Here is a 19,477-nt window from a genome sequence, read left to right as displayed (position 1 = left end):
TCTACCTTAGTTAGAAACTTCACAGAACAAGATATAGCAAGCCCGAAGAATAAGTAAGAGAACGCAGACTCTTCGTACACCTTCTCATTAAGCTGGCGTTGGATATTGATATCCTCGCACGATTTAAACTTCTCTTCGCGAAGGGTCAAATAAGCTTCGCGACCTACACAACCTTCTTCGCTCAAGCTCCCTATATCTTCGGGAGGACTTACTTTCTCTGTGAATGTCTGTGACTTCGTAGTATTTTATTCGCACTATATGCTGCACATAAACTCTTATCTTCTCACTGTTGACACTACGAAGTTGTAAACTTCGGAGAACCAAGTTATATAATATCTTAGTTTTCCTTATATAATATTTTCATTTAAAAAACATATCAAAATCATCTGATTTATTTCTTTAAAAGAGACTCCCAATATGAATGTTTTTTTAGGTTAATGAATCCTAACTTTCGTTTAAACCATAGCAACCACCTTTTCTTACTTCCTTTTTCTGATGAATCTGCTAAAATTTCTAAAATTTCTTTTTCTTTATTTACTTGTTCATCATTATTTACAAGAGAATGTGCTTCTTTATATCCCTCTATCCATTTTTCATCAGTATAGTACTCTAATTCTTTTTGTGCCAATAATATTGCAGTTGGTAAGTCATCCGGACGTAAATTAGTAGTTCTTTCAGAAAGATGAATATCAAGCACATCAGTTGGTTTTCGGATTTCTACCAACACTGCATCATTTTGTTCGTTAGTTTTATATGCAACATCATTATTATCTAAATAGATCATTGTATCTGGACGAGCTGAAGTCATTAAACTTCTAACGTCAGGGTTTATAACCTGTTCCTTAGTATTCTTTACCTTATTTTTTTCATCCTCAAAAAAGGGCGGTAATTCTTCAAATACATTTTTATAATGCTCAATTGCTTGTTTTACAAAAGAATCATATTGTGGCTCAAAATCAAAAGCTGGGTTTGTCTTCGCATATTGTTTCATAGTCCTATACGCTACATTATTTTGCAGTGCTTTTTTAAGATCTTCCTTTTCCTTAGATAGTAATGACAAACCTGCTATTTTCAATTCATTTGGGAATTTTTTAACCTGTTCTGACAGCGTAGACTTTATCCATGCATAACCACGATCTTTTACACGACTAACTAAAGAGCGAGCCGCATGCTTTGTAAAATCCTGATTTTCGGTCCTTCTTCTTTCATGAACTTTATCTTGTTCATCCTCGTTACCTTCATGACCAACTAAAGTTTTTAACACATTAAAAGTTGGAGTATCGGTTGTGTCATCTTCTGAATAAGTATTTAACTCATTTAAAGATTTAGCGTGTAGACTATCAAAAAACATATAGGGAATCTCTGATATTTTTTGGGCTATGAATATATCATATCCTTTAGTCTGCGAGTGATATTCATTAGGTAGTCCTTTTAAAAATAATTTTCTAACTTCCTCAATTTCTTCCGGAAGTTCTTCTTTATTGTAAGCTAACTTAATAGCTTCTTCCAAAGAAGTTACGACATTGGCTTGTGCAGTAGTATGTCTGTTTTGTAAGTAGCTATTCTTATGCATAAATCCATAACGTTCGTAACTTACGTTTTTATAAGAGGAAGTTATTTTAATTTCTTTTGAAAGACCAAGGAATAATTGTACTGCCTTTAAAATCGATGGTAAGTTTCTTGTATTATTCTTTGCTAGTCCTTTTAGACCTCCTTCAAGTTTTAACATTACTTTCTTCATCCAAGTTTTATTTACTATTTTGGAACCTGGATCTCTTGGTATTAAAATAGGAGGCATAACCAACTCTATAGCTGCTCCCATATCAGTTTCAAATTTTAATGGAATATTTGGGAACAAAGGAAAAGATTCTCCTTCGGCAAGTTCTAGATGTGACATTTTTCCAAACTCTGTATTTTGATCCCGGGAACCTAATTGTGCAAATTCAAACTCGTAGCCCACAGCACTAAACTTTTGGGAATTTCGCATTTGCTCTCCATTATTATCATCTTTTGCGTCTTGCTGAACTTCTATATTTGTTGGTATTATCTCAGAAGCTGGACCATTTGCAGATTCTTCAATCTTCTGATATGCCGTATTTGTATCCCAAATAGGTTGTATCACTTTTTTTACTTCATGATTTTCTTTTTTCTTAATTGTTCTTGGGTCACTTTTAAAATCTGATAACTGAGCTTTTTCTCCCATATAATCTGCCTCTTTCTCTAATTCATCATCATCATTTACGGCAAACTTCCCTTTCATTTGTAATTTTGGTTGTACACGACCTTGCTTTTGCTGTACTACGTGCCAAGCTTCGTGTGGTAAATGTTTTTCTTGTCCTGGAGCCAAATAAATATCATTTCCTTGTGCATAGGCTTTGGCTTGCAGTTGTGCTGGTTTGCTAGAATTATAATGTACTTTTGTATCCTCTAATGAGTAACCAGAAAGTTGTTCGATCCCATTTCTTAATTTATCGGGTAAACCTGTTCTACATTGTCTTTGAATAATAGGTTTTGATCTATTAGGCGTATGCATGGCGTGGATCAAATTACGATGTCCTTTAGTAAAAAACCGGTTGTCCGTAATGGCTGCAATTCCTTGATTATTATCCGAATTACTTTCTGGTTTCTTATTCAGAGTAGTATCCTTTTCCACAGATTTACTAATTTGTGTTTTCATCTTAATGAGATCTTGTTCTTTTTGGCAATTATTTCTTATTTACACTTTTTTTGCATACAAACGTATTTATAGTTGTAGCTCTTCCTGAATGATTCCTAATAAAGAGTATTACATAAAACAACAACAAGTAGGAGTACTTCGCAAAATAGTACTCCAAAATATATCACTGTTCAAATCTATATTTTTGATTTGGAGATCTTTTTTTAGTTTCTGTTTAGCTTTTTTTATGTCACCTAAAGCCAACAATTCAAAAATCTGCTTTTCAATTGTGATCCGTTTGTCTGTATTCAAAATACTAGCTTCTTTATAGGCTTTTACCCAGTTCTCATCATTGTAGTAGTTCAGCATAATTTTAGCTCGTTTTCGGATAAAATCATCGTGCCTTCTAGGTTGGTAGTTACTTGTTGTTCTTTCTTCATACGAAATTCCTAAACTTTGTGTTGCTTTTCTAATCTCCACCAGGACAGCATCACTATTTTCATCTATTTTATAAGCAACGTTTTTATCCTCTAAGTTTATAATGGTATCTGGACGAGCAGAGGTTATTTCATATCTATTATCTGGGTTTTCGTTTTGTTCATCTGTATTTTTTAGCTGATTTTTTTCAAATGTGACCAATGAATTTGAATAAAATTGAAATGCTATCTTAAAATAATAAAGGGCATCTTCTATAAAACTATTATATTCTTTCTCAATATTCGAATTCTCATTTGCTTCGGCATATTTTTTCATCAGCCTGTAGGCTGTGTTCTCCTTTAGCGCTTCTTTGATTTTTTCCTTTTCAAAAGATAACAAACTATGACTAGCAGTAATTAACGAAAATGGAAATTTTTTGATTTGCTGTTTTAAGGAAGACTTTATCCATCCATACCCGCGATTTTTCACTTTACTCACTAAGGTTCTAGTGGCATGTTTGGTAAGATCCTCCTGTTCGGTATCCCTTCTTTCATGAACTTTGTTTTCTTCCCATTTAAAATCTTCATGTCCCACCAATCTATTTAATTCATTAAAGGTAGGGGTTTCCATCTCTTCTGCAGCTTCTTGATTACGTTCAATTTCTTGTAGTGACTTTGCGTGGAGGCTATCAAAAAACATATACGGGATTTCTGATATTTTTTGAGCTACGAAAATGCTATATCCTTTGGTATCCTCATCTCTTTTATCGTCCATTCTCTCTAATATAAGTTGTCGTACGACATCAATTTCTCTAGGTACCAGAAATTCCTCATTACTATCATCCATATAGGATAGTTTAATAGCTTCTTCTAAACTCGTTACAATATTAGCTTGTGCTGTAGTATGTTTGTCTCTTACTTTACTATTTTTTTGCATAAAACCATATTGTGCATCCATTGCATCTTCATCTTCAGTTACCTTTATATCAAAGCTTTCCGTAAGTCCCATAAATGTTTGAACTGACTTTAAAATAGCTTCTAAGTTGTTACTACCATTTTTAGCCAAGCCTTTTAGTCCTCCTTCAATTTTTAATAGCACTCTTTTTATCCATTCTCGATCCGTAACAGAAGATCCAGAATCAACATTTCCTCTTCGAGGTACCAGAATTGGAGGCATCGCCAATTCGATAACGGCAGACATATCTGTTTCCGCTCGAAACGGAATATCGGGGAATAGGGGGAAACGCTGCCCTTCGGCAAGCAGTAAATGTGACTTTTTTCCAAAATCAGAAGTACGTAATTCTGGGGCTAGCTGTGCAAATTCGAACTCGTATCCTACTCCTGTAAACTTTTTAGATTCACGCATTTGATCACCACCATCAAAATCTTTGGCTTTTTGTTGCACTTCAATATTGGTTGACACAATCTTCGAAGGATCACCATAAGACGAATTAACAATCCGTTCAAAAGCCTCATGAGTATTCCATTCGGATGTATCATTCTCATGAACCTCTACAGCACCAGTAACTGAAGGTAAAGAAATATCCTCAGATTCTACGGGAGTTTCATTCTTATATGGTATATTATGCAGTGTCTGTAAATAGCCCAATGTCTCAAAAGTATAATCCTTTATCTGATTCGTAGGTATTCTATAACCTTCTTCAAAATTTGGGCTTTGATAAAAACTTTTGGCATGTCTGTTTTCCATAATTACTGCCCATTCCTTATTACCTTCAAATCCTATTTCTTCTGATTCAATACCATCATCATCTATCAACTCTTCAAAAATAGTGTCCTTTTTATCCCCAAATAACGAATTCAAATGCGCATTCCAATCCCAGTCCTCTTCATTTGGATCATTCTTTATTTCATAAAGTTTCCCTTCCGGTCTTTTACTCTTGGTTTTTTCTATAATTTTTTTGATTAAGTTCTTTTTATTTCTAGAAATAAGATTTTGTCCTTCATCGGTTAATTTAGAATATATGTCCGATAATTGTGTTTTATACAAATACATTCCCACAGAGTTTTTACTGAGAAGGTAATGTGAAATTGTTGGGAATTTTATCATATAATTAGACAGTAACATGACCAGTGATTTTAGGATTGCTCTGTCCGAATTACTTATCTTTTTTTGTATATTACTAGGTAACTCATTGATGATTTCATTTCCAGCATCAACGACATTTTCAAATTTTGATCCTTTTGCATTTACCCCACCCCTAAGATGAGACATTTCAAAATGTTTTTGCACCTTTGATAACTGTACGCCCATGGTAGCTTGCGGCAATGTTTTTTGGGTATTCTGACCTCCTCTTTCTAATCCTCCAACTCGAATATCATCAGTATCTTCAAATAGATCCATTCCATCAATTCCTTGTACTACTTGTACTAGTGTACGGTTATTTCCAATCGCGCCTTCTAACCTTTCTACCAACAGCATAATTTGTTGATTGAGATTCATAAGTTCTGGAACGATATCGGGAGAAAATTCATCCATAGGATCAGTCGTTATTTCTACTATGTTGGCATTTCTTTTATCGTGATTCATACGATCATAACCCAAAACATCTTCTCCTGCTTCTATTCTGGTGGTACTATCCTTTACCATGTTAATGCCATTACCTTTTGATAATTCATACTGATCCTCGGATAAAGGTCCGTAAGTTTCATCTGCGGCGTTGTATGAGGTCAGTACCACATGAAATTCAAACTCAAACCCAAATTTTCCTTGTAGTACTTGATTAGAATCAGGAATGGTAGTAGATCTGTATTTTTTATGGAAGTACCCTCCAGATTCTTGTAGCGCTTTTTCCCCCATCATATCTGCTTCCTTCTCTAACCCTGCATCGTCATTAATATTTACTTTACCTTTAAACTGCATAGTCGGTCTTACACGTCCTTGTTTTTGTTGTACCACATGCCAGGCTTCATGGGGCAGATGTTTTTCTTGTCCTGGTGCCAAATGAATATCTGTTCCTTGTGCATAGGCGTGAGCCTGTAATTGTGCAGGTTTACTAGAGTTGTAATGTACGTTTACATCATCCATATTATAACCAGATAGGTTTTCTATACCTGATTTTAGGTTATCAGGTAATCCAGTATTATTCTTTCGTTGGATCGGATTATCCGTATCATCGGCACCACCCATGGCAGATCTCAGCTTGCGTTGTACTCCGATAGCTGGTCGATTGTCCGAAATGGTGGCTTCACCACCAGTGCTAGATTCTTGTTCTACTCGTTGTACAGTTTCTTGTTGTGATTCTCTGGTATTTTCTAGTGGTGCTTTCATTTTACATCATACATTTTACTATTCGTCTAAAATCTTTACCTATTAATAATGACGGCTAACTCGTACAAACAAATCCATATCTATTTGCGCTGCGAACATCTGTGACTTCGTAGTATTTCGCATATTTTTTCCATACGCATAACTTCTCACTGTTGACGCCACTAGTTACAAACTATCAGAAGCTGTGAATTGACAATCCTTTTTTAGGTTTTCTTTTACAGATTTTGCTCTTCCTTTTTATCTTTCCTAATTTCATGAATAATCTTAGGGTCTTCATTAACTATATAAAGAAATGAGAAACTTTTATCATGAATAGCTTCTAACAATTCTCTATTCATCTTCTCCCCTATTTTCTTATAAATTCTCTGAGAATTTTTGCTTCCAGTTTGTCTATAATGTAGATACGCTTCATCTAGTCGTTTACGAGCATCTCCATCTCGTTCTATCCAAGCAATTTTCATCTCCAACCATTTTACAAAATCCTCATCTAAACTATATTTTACCAATTTTCCTCTCGAGGTATGACTTCCCGGAGTAGATTCATTTTGTCTAGGCTTTATTTCAATTAAGAAACGGTCTTCGTGATTAAAAAACTCATCAAACAACTTAATGGCTTCCTCTACATTATCAACTCTTTTGGCCCAAAATGGAATTTCTTCACCTTTGGACACAACCTCTTTTAAAATTATCTTTACTTCTTTTGTTATATCTTCTCTATCAATTTCGGGATGACTTTTCATAAATCCGGCAACATCAATATTGAATCTTTCTACAGACTTATACTTCCTTTCCGTTTTTTCTACAGAAGGTCCGTTCGCGTGGGTTAATCGTAAACGATCTCGGTCATTGATATATATACTTCCAATCTTTTTTTCATCATTCATTGAAACCAAATAATCTTTCCTTACCATTTGAAATACCTCTTTATTACCATTTCCCTTCTTAGGTAATTTCTGTGAGCTACTAGTATCCCCTTTCATAGCTTTAGCCCCCATCGCATCAGCCTCTTTCTCTAAACTAACATCATCATTAATATTCACTTTACCTTTAAACTGCATAGTAGGTCTTACACGTCCTTGTTTTTGCTGTACTACATGCCATGCCTCGTGCGGTAAGTGTTGTTCTTGCCCAGGTGCCAAATGAATATCTGTTCCTTGTGCATAGGCGTGAGCCTGTAATTGTGCAGGTTTACTAGAGTTGTAATGTACGTTTACATCATCCATACTATAGCCAGATAGGTTTTCGATACCTGATTTTAGGTTATCAGGTAATCCAGTATTATTTTTTCGTTGGATCGTATTATCGGTATCATTAGCACCACCCATAGAAGACCTCAACTTTCGTTGTACCGCCATAGCTTGTCGATTGTCTGAAATGGTGGCTTCACCACCTGTACTGGATTCTTGTTGTAAACGTTGTACGGTTTCTTTTTGTGATTCCTGTGTTTTATCGGTTTGTGTTTTCATAGTTTTTTGTGTTAACTATAATTTTACTTTTTTATAGACATCCATCCCCAACCGTTCCTTCAAAGGAAGGGAGTTTAAAAAGTTTCCCTTTGATGGAAGATTTAAAAGGGATGTTTTTGATCAATTCACTTGAATTCATAGTTGTAATTTCATCTTTTAAATCATTATTCGTTTGCATCACAAACCTATTCTCGATAAATTTTATCTCTATTACATTATGACAAAACAACTGATGGGCTTGTTTTTATTTATAATTCGTCACATCGATGTCACGACGATAGGAGTGGTGTATCGAGATATATTTTCACTGATATCAGTTTTAAAAATCACTTGATCAGACGAGCTTTTTTAACTTAAAATCACTCCTTCTTTCTGTAACTCCTGTTGTATGGCAGTTTCCAGGCTTTGTTGGGTGATTGTATTTTCTTTATTTGTTACGGCTTGCAACGTACATTTGCGCACTACATTCATCATCAATCCGCCAGAGATTTCATAATTTTCGGAGATATGCCATAGATCTGCATTTTCATTTAGTGGTAATTTCTTAGCAAAAGATTGTTTCCATAATTGATAGCGCTCTTCTACTCCTGGCATCTTGAATTCGATTATGGATTGGAATCTTCGGGTAAAAGCATCATCTATATTGTCTTTTAAATTACTTGCCAGAATTACCACTCCTGGGAAATCTTCGATTCGCTGTAATAAATATCCGATCTCCTGATTTCCATAGCGATCATTGGCACTACTTACTTGGGTACGTTGCCCAAATAAGGAATCTGCCTCATCAAAAAATAAGATCCAATCGTGTTGTTGTGCCTGATCAAATACTTTCGCCAGGTTTTTTTCGGTTTCACCAATATATTTGGAAACCGTCATACTTAGGTCAATCCTATAGACTTGTCTGTCTGTACTTTTTCCTAACAATGCTGCTGCCATACTCTTGCCGGTTCCCGGTGGTCCGTAAAACAAGCTTTTATATCCTGGTTTTAGTCGTTTTCCCAGTTCTAACTCTTCTAAAACCGTATGTCCATAGGTAACCCAATCCCTGATTTCCTGCAAGCTATGTGTTGTGGACCTAGAGACGATGAGATCCTCCCACGATAGTTTGGTATGAATCCGTTGTGCAGGGAAATCAGGGCTATATTTTGCTTGATAGGGTTTACCAGTTAATAGATATTCTACATATTCATTAGCAATCATCCAGATATTACTCAGCAATGGACTATTTCCTTTTGTTCTGGATAAGCTGATAATGCCTCTTCTTATCGGGACAAAATCTTGGGTAATGAGTTTATGATATTGTAAGCGTTTCTGTAGTACATCTCCTGCTATCAAAAACATTGCTGTTTCTGCGGTAGGAATCAATCCCAAATGTCCTTCTATCAATAGTCCCCCAAATTCACTATAGCGACGGTCATAGTCTTTGTTTTTAGTTAGTAAAATATCTAAAATTGATGGTTGGATATGAGGAACCAACGCCAAGATTAGCAACAACCGTTCTGCAAAGTTGAGTTTGTGTTTTTGGATAAATGTTACATAGGATCCTTCTTTATCCGATATATCTGGAGGTGTTAACTCTTGTATGGATTGATAAGGCGTTTCTTGCTTGAAATGTAATTCCAGACGGGTTTGGATGATCAAACTAAGCCAAGTGAGTTCATTGGTTAACACTATTGCATTTTCTTCTAAACTTTTGTCTGTAAGAACTACTTGGGTTTGTTGATTTATGGCTATATCTGTTTCCATATTTTTTATTTTATTATTAGCTACTAACCTTGGTTTGCACCTTTTTCCTAATTTTTGTTTTACTCCTTTTAAGAAGGAAAGCATTTTTAGTATTTACACCATACGTAAAACCTCATACCCAAGATCTAACGCTTAACTCTTTACATCCAATCTACCATCAACGCACGTTCCATCCACGGTAGTTTTACCGCTTGTATACTCCAAGGTAGTTTTTGCAAAGTGATATCATAGGTCTCTTTTTGCACTTGTAATAACCAATGGTCATCACGCGTACGAAATGAGGCTTGCCGACATACATAAGAGGTTCTAAATCCTGTAATAGATAAATTTTTCCAATGTGGTCCTTGTCTCAGCACTGCATTCAATAAACCATTAGCGATTTCTTTTTCTTCTTCTGTAAGAAAAATAGGGGGTATGGATGCTCCTAATGGTACTCCACATAGTATTTTGGGCAAGGGCAACTGTCCCTCGAAAAGCTCTGATTCCTCAGGATTACAGAGGTATTGTAGTGCACATACTGCTTTATGTATGGATATTTGATCTCTAAAGTTTTTATCTTCTAACAATCCTAGATTATCAAAAAATCGTTGCAAAAAAGGCCAAAATAATACCAGTCCAGCATTTTCGATGGTAATAAAGTCTGCATCCTCAAACTGAGATTGTAATTTGGTAATGTTTAAACGATCTGCTGCAGGCGTATGCTGTTTTGCTATTTTTTCTATCGTAGTACCAAGTGTTGCTATGGGTGTCAACACCTCAGAAATCAAGGTGTCTTGTTCTTTTGCATCTTGCAATAACCCGGTTTTAAGATTTGATTTTATAGATTTTGTAGCATTTTCTAAGTCTTCTAAAAAGGCTGTATCCTCAAACTGAGATTGTAATTTGGTATTACTTAAACGATCTACTGCAGGGATACTCTGTTTCGCTATTTCTGCTTTCGGCGTCAATGTCTTAGAAATCAAGTTTTTTTGTTCTTTTGTATCTTGTAATAGCCTGGCTTTAAGGTTTGATTTTATAGCATTTTGTATGTCTTCTAACAATACTACCATTTGCCTAAGCAGATGAACTGGAACAGCAACTGCGGTATTCATTTGTATTACTGTATCTAATTGCTTAAAAAATTCTTGCCATACCCTATCCTCTAATCGCATACGCTTATATTGCTGTATGAAGGATCTAATTTTCTTAATTTCTTGATGTTGTGGTCTACTCTGTTTGTTATCGACTTTCAACCTTAATGTTTTTAGTATTTTCTGTATATAATAGTGTTGAATAGGTATTCCTTGATCTGACTGAGGTGAAAATACAGTTCGTAAGAATGTATTTTTCCACGATGATGATACTGTTGTTATACTGCTTTTATTGACCGTATTCGCAATACTGTTTTTGATATATAAAAGTTCATTTTCCGACATTCCTGTAATCAACTGTGCAGATTGTAACAATTGTTCTTCAGAAAAAGTATGCAGATACCGATCTAGGTGTACTTTATTATGATGTAATTCTGATAACAGTATCTTAAATTCGGCTGTTGGGTTTTGCATAAGCGATTCCCATTGTTGTTGCAAGTACGATTTATGCTGAGAAGTTGACCACCATGGTAATCGTCCTGTTGCTATATAATGTGCCAATACTCTTAGCGGTGTTCTTTCTGCAACATCCTCATTTTCATCAACGCTTGTTACTTTAGTTTTTGTTACTTGTGTAGTTTCTTGTATTGACGTCAACACAGTGTCTAATTCTTTTGCAAAAGTATCTTGCATTACTCCCAGATCTATTGCTCCCAAATCGATGGTTAAGGTATCTATCTGATAATGTGTATTGGTATCAGCATTAAAATATACATCTAACAAACGACTTAACTCAGGAACCAACTTATCTGCATACAATTGGCTGACTTTTTCTTGTGTCGCAAACGCAGTAGCTTTATCCGATACTGCTAGTTCGATGATTTGCTTATTAATGATATGTGTATGCTGATTTATAGACATTATAGATTAGCGCTTATTGATGGTAACAACAAAGTCCTGATAGGCTTTTGTAAACATTTCTATTTCATCTGCTCCTAACCAATGTACATAAGTAGTAAGATGTACCGGAGTTTCTTCGCGAACCGTGTTCTCTACAAAATTTTGAAATACAGGGTCTTGATACCTACCTTTTCCTTCAGGAAAAACAAAACTCAACTGTAGCGAGTATAGATCTTCTGTTGTGTCTAATTGCATAAAACGTCCTGTGATATATACCTGATTAAAAGGAATTTCAATTTCAAAACTTGTTTCTGTGATATTGGTCACTTTATGCGTTCCATCATACTCCTCAGCTCCAACGATCGTTACCGCATCGCCAATTTGTAAACTATGTATCGTATTACAAAAGGTATGACCCGTATTTGGTGAGGCCTCAAATGAAGTTATCGGTTCCGAAAAAAGATGATGCTTTATATCTGGTTGTATGCGTTGACAATTAGCAGTATCATTACTTCCTCCTTCCTGAAAAGGAGTATTAATCTCAAAACCGGTTTCAGTTATCGACTGTATCATATGGATTCCATCATACGTACCATTTTGTGTGATGCGTATTTGCTCTCCTTTTAGAAAACTGTGTTCAGGAATGATACATTCGGTATTTAGTTCGTTTTCAGCTGCTTTAAAAGCAGTGATCTCTATGGATTGATAGTACGTTTCCAGCGTATGTTGATCTGTGGTCTTAGGACGTAAAAGCAGGTGTTCTACCATAAAAAATGTTTCTTGCTCTTCTAATCCTAATTTTAGCGCAATCCGTTTTTCTAATCCCGAATAATTAGTATCATTGGTGTGTGGTTTACTATAATCAAAGCCTTTACCTCTATTAGCACTAATTAATGGGTAAGATTGTAAGAATTGCATTTTGTCTTGTATCAATCTTTGCTCTTGATCAAGCACATCCGTGCCTTCTTTTGGTTCTCCTAAAACATGGGTGCTAAACGTCTCACTAAAACGAGCTAATAGATGATTTAAAAATTTGTTTTTCCGCTGAAGACTTTCCAAAGTAATCGATGAAACATTGGTCAAGTATGTTTCATAATCCTCTTTACTCACAAGAATATCTTCTAATCCTTCTACAACACCTAATAAACTTTGATTAAAATAAGTACGATAATCGAGATCTGTAAAGCTGACCAATTTTTGAAAATTAGCAACCTTTGAAAATGTATTTGCCAATAACTGATCAAAAAAAGTAAGATAGGCTTTAAGCTGTTTAGCCTGTGCTTTTCTTTTGTCTGTTAACGAATCAGGCAATCCTAAAGTACCGATACCATAATTATCAGGAAACTGGTTTTGTACGCTATAATAGTTTGCTATATTCCTATCCTTGCCTACAGAAAATGACATTTCTTTTTGTACAGGGTTTAGGTTTTTTTGGGTTGCCGACATAAGTACTTTTTGTTGATAATTTTTCAGGACTTGTTCGGTATTAATTGTTGCGGTAAGTCCTTGCACCCTAAACTGTAGACTTTGCAAAGTAGCATTGATATCCAGTGTAGGGGTTTTGGTAGTATCCAGATAATACACCCAATTTTTACCATCATTCGCTCCAGACTGAATCAATAGATCCTGAACCGTGACCACGTGCCCAACATCCATAATTTCTTTAATCAAATCAGAAGCATGTATTTCTGTCTTTCTAATTTGCTCTTCCAATTCATCATCATCAATAAAACCGTGATCCAATATTGGACCTTCAAAAACCTCATCGGTACGTTTGCCTTTATCTAATAGTTCCTGCAAGGTATAAAACCGGATCGAAGGTGATAGATGCTCTTGTATCTTATATAATAGATCGGCAATCAGTAAATGGATATCATCTGTCTGATTCGAAATTTCTATAGTACCTCCTAATCGGATTTTCTGTTTATCGAGTAGTTGAATGTCTTCAAAATCCTCGCATAAACTACGACATTCTAGAAGGCGTTTTTTAATTGTTTGTAACATATTGCCTTCTGCATCTATCAGATCATCTTTTTCGATAATTACTGTATAGAGTCCTTTTGGTGTTGGATGCGAATTACTAACACTAATTATATTTTCTGGGGTGATCTTTTCTATCCATGCATTTTTAACCCCCTTAATATCGATCACCACTTTTCTAAGATCCAACCAGGTTACCGCACTACTGCTTAGTATCGTTGCCGCACTATACAGTTCTTGATGAGCTGCAAGGTTATCCCCTAGTAGGTCTTGTATATCATAATCTAGGCGATATGCCAGATCCGTAATCGCATAACACAACTGTTCCAGAATCGTAATACCCGGATCGTGGGTATTATGATCAGTCCAACTGGTACCTGCCAGTTCCTGGATGGTTTTGATTCCTTCTTCTCTTAAGAAATCATAACTTAAAGCTGAATTGCTAGGCACTTCTTTGGGTATGGTAATCGGTGTTGACATCATTACTTTGGTGTTTTTTAATAAGATTTTTTTAATCCAGGTATTACTAGGCTTACAATTTCATGATATATGCCAATACAAAATATGGTGGTCGATTTTCGTGAGGCTTATTTTCACCGGTTTGATTAGTTTCAAACGAATGTGTATGCTCCCCTGCAAATGCAGTAATCCTATTAAAAGCCTTGTAATAATCATTTGAACTACCGGTTCCTCCTCCATCTCCCCTTTTTGCTGCACCTACAAAACTGTGCCGATGATTACCATCGTTATTTGTTGTTCCAGAGTGTTTATGAGCAGGCAATTGTTCAGGAGTTAAGGATACCTGTTCTTGTCCACCGGTATTTGATATTTTGTTATAATCTTCATTATTTTCACTAAATCCAACAACAAATCTCCCGGAAAGGTTTGGTGTTCCATTTGTTCCATCACATAATGCCCATCCCGAGGGAATTTCTTTTCCGGACCACATCGAAATAAGCCCTTTTGGCAAACGAGTATCTACGTATGTTTTTACCGCTCGTTGTGATGCAATTGTACGGTCGCTGGCTTCTCCACTGTCCTGTAAATTAGGACTAGTCGATAAATTATTCATAGATACATTACCAGTAATTTTCATATCATCCGCAACGATTTCTAATGTTCTCGTAGTTGATTCTTCATCAGATGATTTTCCATAAATCTTTAGTGTCCCGTCTTCTGAAGCAATCTTAGCAGACTTGGTATTAGTAGTATCTCTTTTATCTTCAAAAGAAATCTCATTGCCCTGTATAGCGATACATTCATCAGATTTACCATTACGTACAGAGACCAAACCATCTCCTTCTTCCTGAGCAACTTCAAAAATTTTAGCGCGTTGTTGTGTAGCATCAATTATGGATAATAAGGAAGCATCATTATCTCCTTCGATAGTGAGTTTAGAATCAGGTTCGATGGTACCCACGCCTACATTTCCCTTATTAGATTGGATAAACAATCGACTTTTTCCTGTGGCATCTTTGATATTTAACCCTGAAATCCCCGTGTCAGGCTCTTCTGGATTGACTCTAGGATGCATGTTTACCGACCAACTAGGATTATCTTGATCAAAATCAGCATACAACTGTAACAGCTCCTGAGTGCTGGCAGCATTACCTTCTGCCATAATTGCCAGTGGATTTCCTGGTACTTTGGCGATACCATCTTCCATTTGATTTATATTAGCGTCAATCAATTCTGCAAATTGCTTTTCGGTAGGTTTATCACCTTCGTTAAAAAACTCTTTTAGTTCTGTTCTGTTTCTTTTATTAATGTCCATATTATTTCTTTTTGTGAAATGCCTTCTTTTGACACTCAGGTGTTTTTAAAAATCTTTTGCTACTACGAAGTCTGTTTCTACAATCATATAATTGATTCCTTTATCTGCATCCTCATCATAAATGTTTTCGTCAGCGATATCTATAAAATGATTGGCTGCCGATACAATTATCATATCAGGTTGATCCGGGATCACAGCATTTTTTTTGTGAGCTAAAGAGGTCACATCTGTAAAATTTTTGCCATTCGCACTCTGAAACAGTTTTAGATTTGCTACAAAATCAATGTAAGGTCTTTCTGCAATGAAATTGACCAATATTCCCGAATCCAACATTCCTCCCAAACGGATATCTTCCGCATCATCAAAAGCCCAGGGTGACAAAAATCTTTTGATCTCTTCGATCAATTTGTTTTTGTAAAAAATAGCATCTAAGCCTTGATTAAACTTTACAGTACAGCGTGTGGCTACTTGTAAATAGGTTGGATTGTTTACTGAAATTTCTGCTACCACCGGAGCACGTTTCTCCAGAAATTTCTGAATCCTTGATAACACATCAGCGGCTACTTTAGGATTGAAAGGCTGAAATGGCAAATTTTTTCTGATATCAGGTACTACCGTCACAACTACATTTCCTAATTGTTTTATTTGAGGTAAGCATTTTACTTTATATACTTCCGGAAAAGCATCAAGTACCAAATGTTCATAATCCCACATAGTTAACGCCCTATTTTTATGGCGTAACCGTTCACTAATCCGCTGGTTAAAATGTAAATCCTCTTCTGCAGGTTTTCCTTGGCTAGAAGTAAATGGCTGAGATACTGATTTTATTTGTGGAATAAATTGTTGGGTCTCGGTAATACTTTCTTCCTTTAAGGGTGTATTAAAATGTGAGGTAGCTATCACATCATTAGAAAGTATAGCTTGTACTACCTGAGTTTTAATAGCTATTGTATCCGCTACGCCTTCTATATGTTGTGCCACACTAACTCTAAACCAGTGTAAGTGATCCGGTAATAAAGAATTACCAGTAGTAGCATCCTCTGGCATACGAATGCTTACAACACCACTATTTAACAACCCATTGGTAGTATCCGATATGATATCGGATGTATCTAAAATCTTCCAGTCATTGTTCTTAAGATAACTCCAGTGTACGGCTGGTTTACCGACATCCGGATCAGCGCTTCCTTCTGCTAATTGAAAAAGTATATTGATAATTTGTGGAGGAGTACACCCGGAAATCCCAACGTAAAGTGATCCATTATCCTGGTATTTTGGGAATAAAGTAATTTCTCCATTCCCTTTTTGAGTTTTATACCCAAACGGATGTACGTGAAATATTTTCTGATTTTCTACTGTTGTCTGATCTTCTAAAAGTAAATTGGCTTCTGCTGTATAGCTTAGCTTTAAGCTTTTTAATTTAGGTTGATATGGAAGCGGAAGTATTAATTTTCTAATATCTGGGTTTTCAGAGAATGTCTGTCTGGCAAATAAACTATTGTATAGTTTATCCTGAAAATCAATAGCATTGAGCTCTAATTTAAAATAACGCTGCCAATCAGTAACTTCATTTTGCTCTTTATCGATATGATCAATAGGCTTGTACTTATACGATGGCTTGTTTTTTTGCACCAGATTGGGAATATTATTAATCTCCATCACCTGTTCTTCTGTAAATAACGGTACCTGATCGGTAACAGGAATTTCGGTAAAATTATGATACACAAACAAACTTGAGGTGAAATCACTATTACTTTTTATCTTTTGATCCTTAGCAGCTGGTGTAAGAGTATCCTGCTCAACTTTCCAATAATTTTCATAGTGCAGCGCAAAATCGTCTGGCTGATTCACCCATTCCGGATGTAACTGTAAGTCAGTAATTACTTTTTGAGCAATTTCTTCATTTGTAAAATACAATCCATCTCCTCTGGAAGGTTCTAATCCAAAAGGCTCGAAAGGTTTTTTAGGATTGATTGCACTCTGGTCATTCTGAATAATGATATTCTGTAACCCAGTTACAGCTACACGTAATCCAATCTTATTGATCTTCAGATCCATAAGACAGTCGTATACTTCTAAATCACTTTGGGTATTTAGTTCATCTACTATATCTGGATCAACTGTCATCACTAATGAAGGTGTATCTGCTTGTATGAATGATGTAGTTGTATCGGATGTATTGAAAACTTCTACTGCGGCCTCCTCTGGAGTAAGCTTTATTTTTGTTTTAATTGATTTTACAAAAACCTGTTCCTGATCGTATAAGGTTATCGTTTCTTGTAATTGGTTTACTTTACCTATTCTGCGCAATGGAACCGACTTATCTACAATATCTGATAATAGTTTATAGCTAGTTCCATCAGTATCAACGACTATTTTATCCTTCTCTAATACTTCGAATATTTCAGCAGTATCTTCTGTGATTGTTAACGTTTCATCAGTGATTGTTACATTTGATAACGGTATCCCTGAAGTTGATTTTAAGAAATCTCCTAATTCTATAGATACTTCATTAGGAACAAACCATTGCTCTTTACTACTCAGATATATACGGATGATTCCTCTATTGATTAGCTTTTTTAATTTTATAAATCTTTCGTTATCAATGTCCAATTGCTGAAAAAGCGTTATTGTTCTTTTACCTTCTTTAAGTAACAAAACAGGAGAACTTACTGCAAAACCTAACGTGGCTGCTTGTAAATGATTTGTAGCTTCTGTTGGTATATTACCAAAGGTTTTAAATCGTTTGCTTTCTTCAGTGTCGTTATACTGGCTAAAAGCAAGCGCCTCGGCATCATTAGCAGCATAGATATTTATAGTTTTTTCTTTCGAAGGTGCTTCAATAGTAATACGTCGCACCTGTCTTTCTGCAACTTCTAGAAGCGTATAAACATCTTCCCACGCTTCATTGGTCTCAGGAGTACTGCTCGTATCAAGAATGAAAACAAAATCAGGAACTTTTAACTTTAAGATTTCTTCGACAAACTCAGAAGCACCTTGTTTCGTAGCTGTATTTGGACTTTTGAGATCTTCAAAAATGCGCTCAAAAGAAGCCTCTCTCCCTCTATAGGTCGGTAGCTGATCTCCTGGGTTAGGATCACCATACACTTGTTTTAATAAAGATATAAACCCTTCTTCTTCTCTTATTTTGGTTAATCGATCCTTGCGTTCGGACCTGATCTTACGACCGTATGCTTCTTCTAACAATTCATAAACAGGCAACCAATCAGTAGATTCTCCTTTTTTTTCCTGAGCTTGTTTTTGGAAAATCAATTGGAATTCTTCGATGCTTAAAAACAATACTTCCGTAATATAACGCTGTACTGCTTCATTGTCATTTATCTCTGGAAGCATATCTGTAAGTTCCTGAAATCCATCAGGCATATCAGGTAATGCATCCCCAGGATTGGGGGTTCCTAATGCCATTTGCATCATTACCGAAACCCCCTTGTCTGGGGTATCTAAATTGTGACGATGAATCCCTGCAATTGTAAAAGTTTGTTTATCTACAAAGACGTTTTTTAATTGAGCGACCTTTGCTTGATTGATAATCGTATTTTCTGTGGTCGTGTAGTGTAGTTCATTACCTTCATCATCTTCTCCTGCCAAGAAAATAGTTCCTTTATTTAACGCTAACTGCGTTTCTTCTTCTACAAGTTCGATCAAGACATTGACCATATCCGGGACTGCTTTTTTGGGAGATAATCCTAGTCGCTCACGATAATAAAAATCCAGATGTTTTTGAGTAAGTCCATTGATCTGCTCTTTTATAAGATGAAGTAACTTTAAAAAAGTCAAGAAAAGTGCCGTATGTGGGCTTGCCAATTTTTGTTTAGTCTCTTGATTCTTTAGAAAACGATCGGGATTCTCTACATATGCTGCCAATTGACTTGCCCATTGTTTCCTTAGAGATTCCTTGCCGGTTTCCGAAGCCTTATAAAAGCTATCAGGATCTTCTATTAAGAAAGATTCCCAGGTTCCTCTAGCCTGATTGTTCTCATCAACAAATATCAGTTCTTTGGCTAGACGCTGTGCTTCCTGAATCAATTGCTCCATACTTCGATTCTCTACCTGAACATAGGAAGGTGCTAATCGTTCTATAGTATCGTTTTGTTTACTGGCACCATCACGAAATAAGAGTTGGTGTGTTTTTATTGTATTTCTCATGTCTCTTTTACAT

At 35.8% G+C, this 19,477-nt stretch carries 9 protein-coding genes; all 9 read right to left on the bottom strand.

Annotated features, from left to right (window positions below; all coding sequences use genetic code 11):
- Positions 1-391: 391 nt before the first annotated feature.
- The 9 genes from Q0829_RS26235 to Q0829_RS26195 all read right to left on the bottom strand — a co-directional run bounded on the left by Q0829_RS26235 (position 392) and on the right by Q0829_RS26195 (position 19,464).
- Positions 392-2,677 (bottom strand): DUF4157 domain-containing protein, encoded by a 2,286-nt coding sequence (locus Q0829_RS26235; RefSeq protein ID WP_298548767.1) that lies wholly within the window; start codon positions 2,675-2,677, stop codon positions 392-394.
- Between the two features lie 108 nt (positions 2,678-2,785).
- Complete coding sequence (locus Q0829_RS26230; RefSeq protein ID WP_298548765.1) at positions 2,786-6,361, bottom strand: DUF4157 domain-containing protein; 3,576 nt, start codon at positions 6,359-6,361, stop codon at positions 2,786-2,788.
- 215 nt (positions 6,362-6,576) lie between these two features.
- Positions 6,577-7,827 (bottom strand): DUF4157 domain-containing protein, encoded by a 1,251-nt coding sequence (locus Q0829_RS26225; RefSeq protein ID WP_298548763.1) that lies wholly within the window; start codon positions 7,825-7,827, stop codon positions 6,577-6,579.
- A 31-nt stretch (positions 7,828-7,858) separates the two neighbouring features.
- Positions 7,859-8,005: a hypothetical protein gene (locus tag Q0829_RS26220; protein WP_298548760.1), complete on the bottom strand. Its 147-nt coding sequence runs from the start codon at positions 8,003-8,005 to the stop codon at positions 7,859-7,861.
- Positions 8,006-8,175: 170 nt separating this feature from the next.
- Positions 8,176-9,573 carry an ATP-binding protein gene (locus tag Q0829_RS26215; RefSeq protein ID WP_298548758.1) on the bottom strand — a complete coding sequence of 466 codons (1,398 nt, stop codon included), beginning with the start codon at positions 9,571-9,573 and terminating at the stop codon, positions 8,176-8,178.
- Positions 9,574-9,713: 140 nt separating this feature from the next.
- Positions 9,714-11,564 carry a contractile injection system tape measure protein gene (locus Q0829_RS26210; RefSeq protein WP_298548755.1) on the bottom strand — a complete coding sequence of 617 codons (1,851 nt, stop codon included), beginning with the start codon at positions 11,562-11,564 and terminating at the stop codon, positions 9,714-9,716.
- 6 nt (positions 11,565-11,570) lie between these two features.
- On the bottom strand, positions 11,571-14,006 hold the full coding sequence (locus Q0829_RS26205) for a hypothetical protein (RefSeq protein ID WP_298548752.1): 2,436 nt from the start codon (positions 14,004-14,006) through the stop codon (positions 11,571-11,573).
- A 49-nt stretch (positions 14,007-14,055) separates the two neighbouring features.
- Positions 14,056-15,297: a hypothetical protein gene (locus Q0829_RS26200; protein WP_298548749.1), complete on the bottom strand. Its 1,242-nt coding sequence runs from the start codon at positions 15,295-15,297 to the stop codon at positions 14,056-14,058.
- Positions 15,298-15,342: 45 nt separating this feature from the next.
- Positions 15,343-19,464 carry a baseplate J/gp47 family protein gene (locus Q0829_RS26195; RefSeq protein WP_298548747.1) on the bottom strand — a complete coding sequence of 1,374 codons (4,122 nt, stop codon included), beginning with the start codon at positions 19,462-19,464 and terminating at the stop codon, positions 15,343-15,345.
- Positions 19,465-19,477 lie beyond the last annotated feature (13 nt).

It is taken from the genome of uncultured Aquimarina sp., from assembly GCF_947492405.1.
Lineage (GTDB): Bacteria > Bacteroidota > Bacteroidia > Flavobacteriales > Flavobacteriaceae > Aquimarina.
Note: the sequence above shows the minus strand (reverse complement) of the source record. Positions and strands in the feature narration are given on the sequence as shown.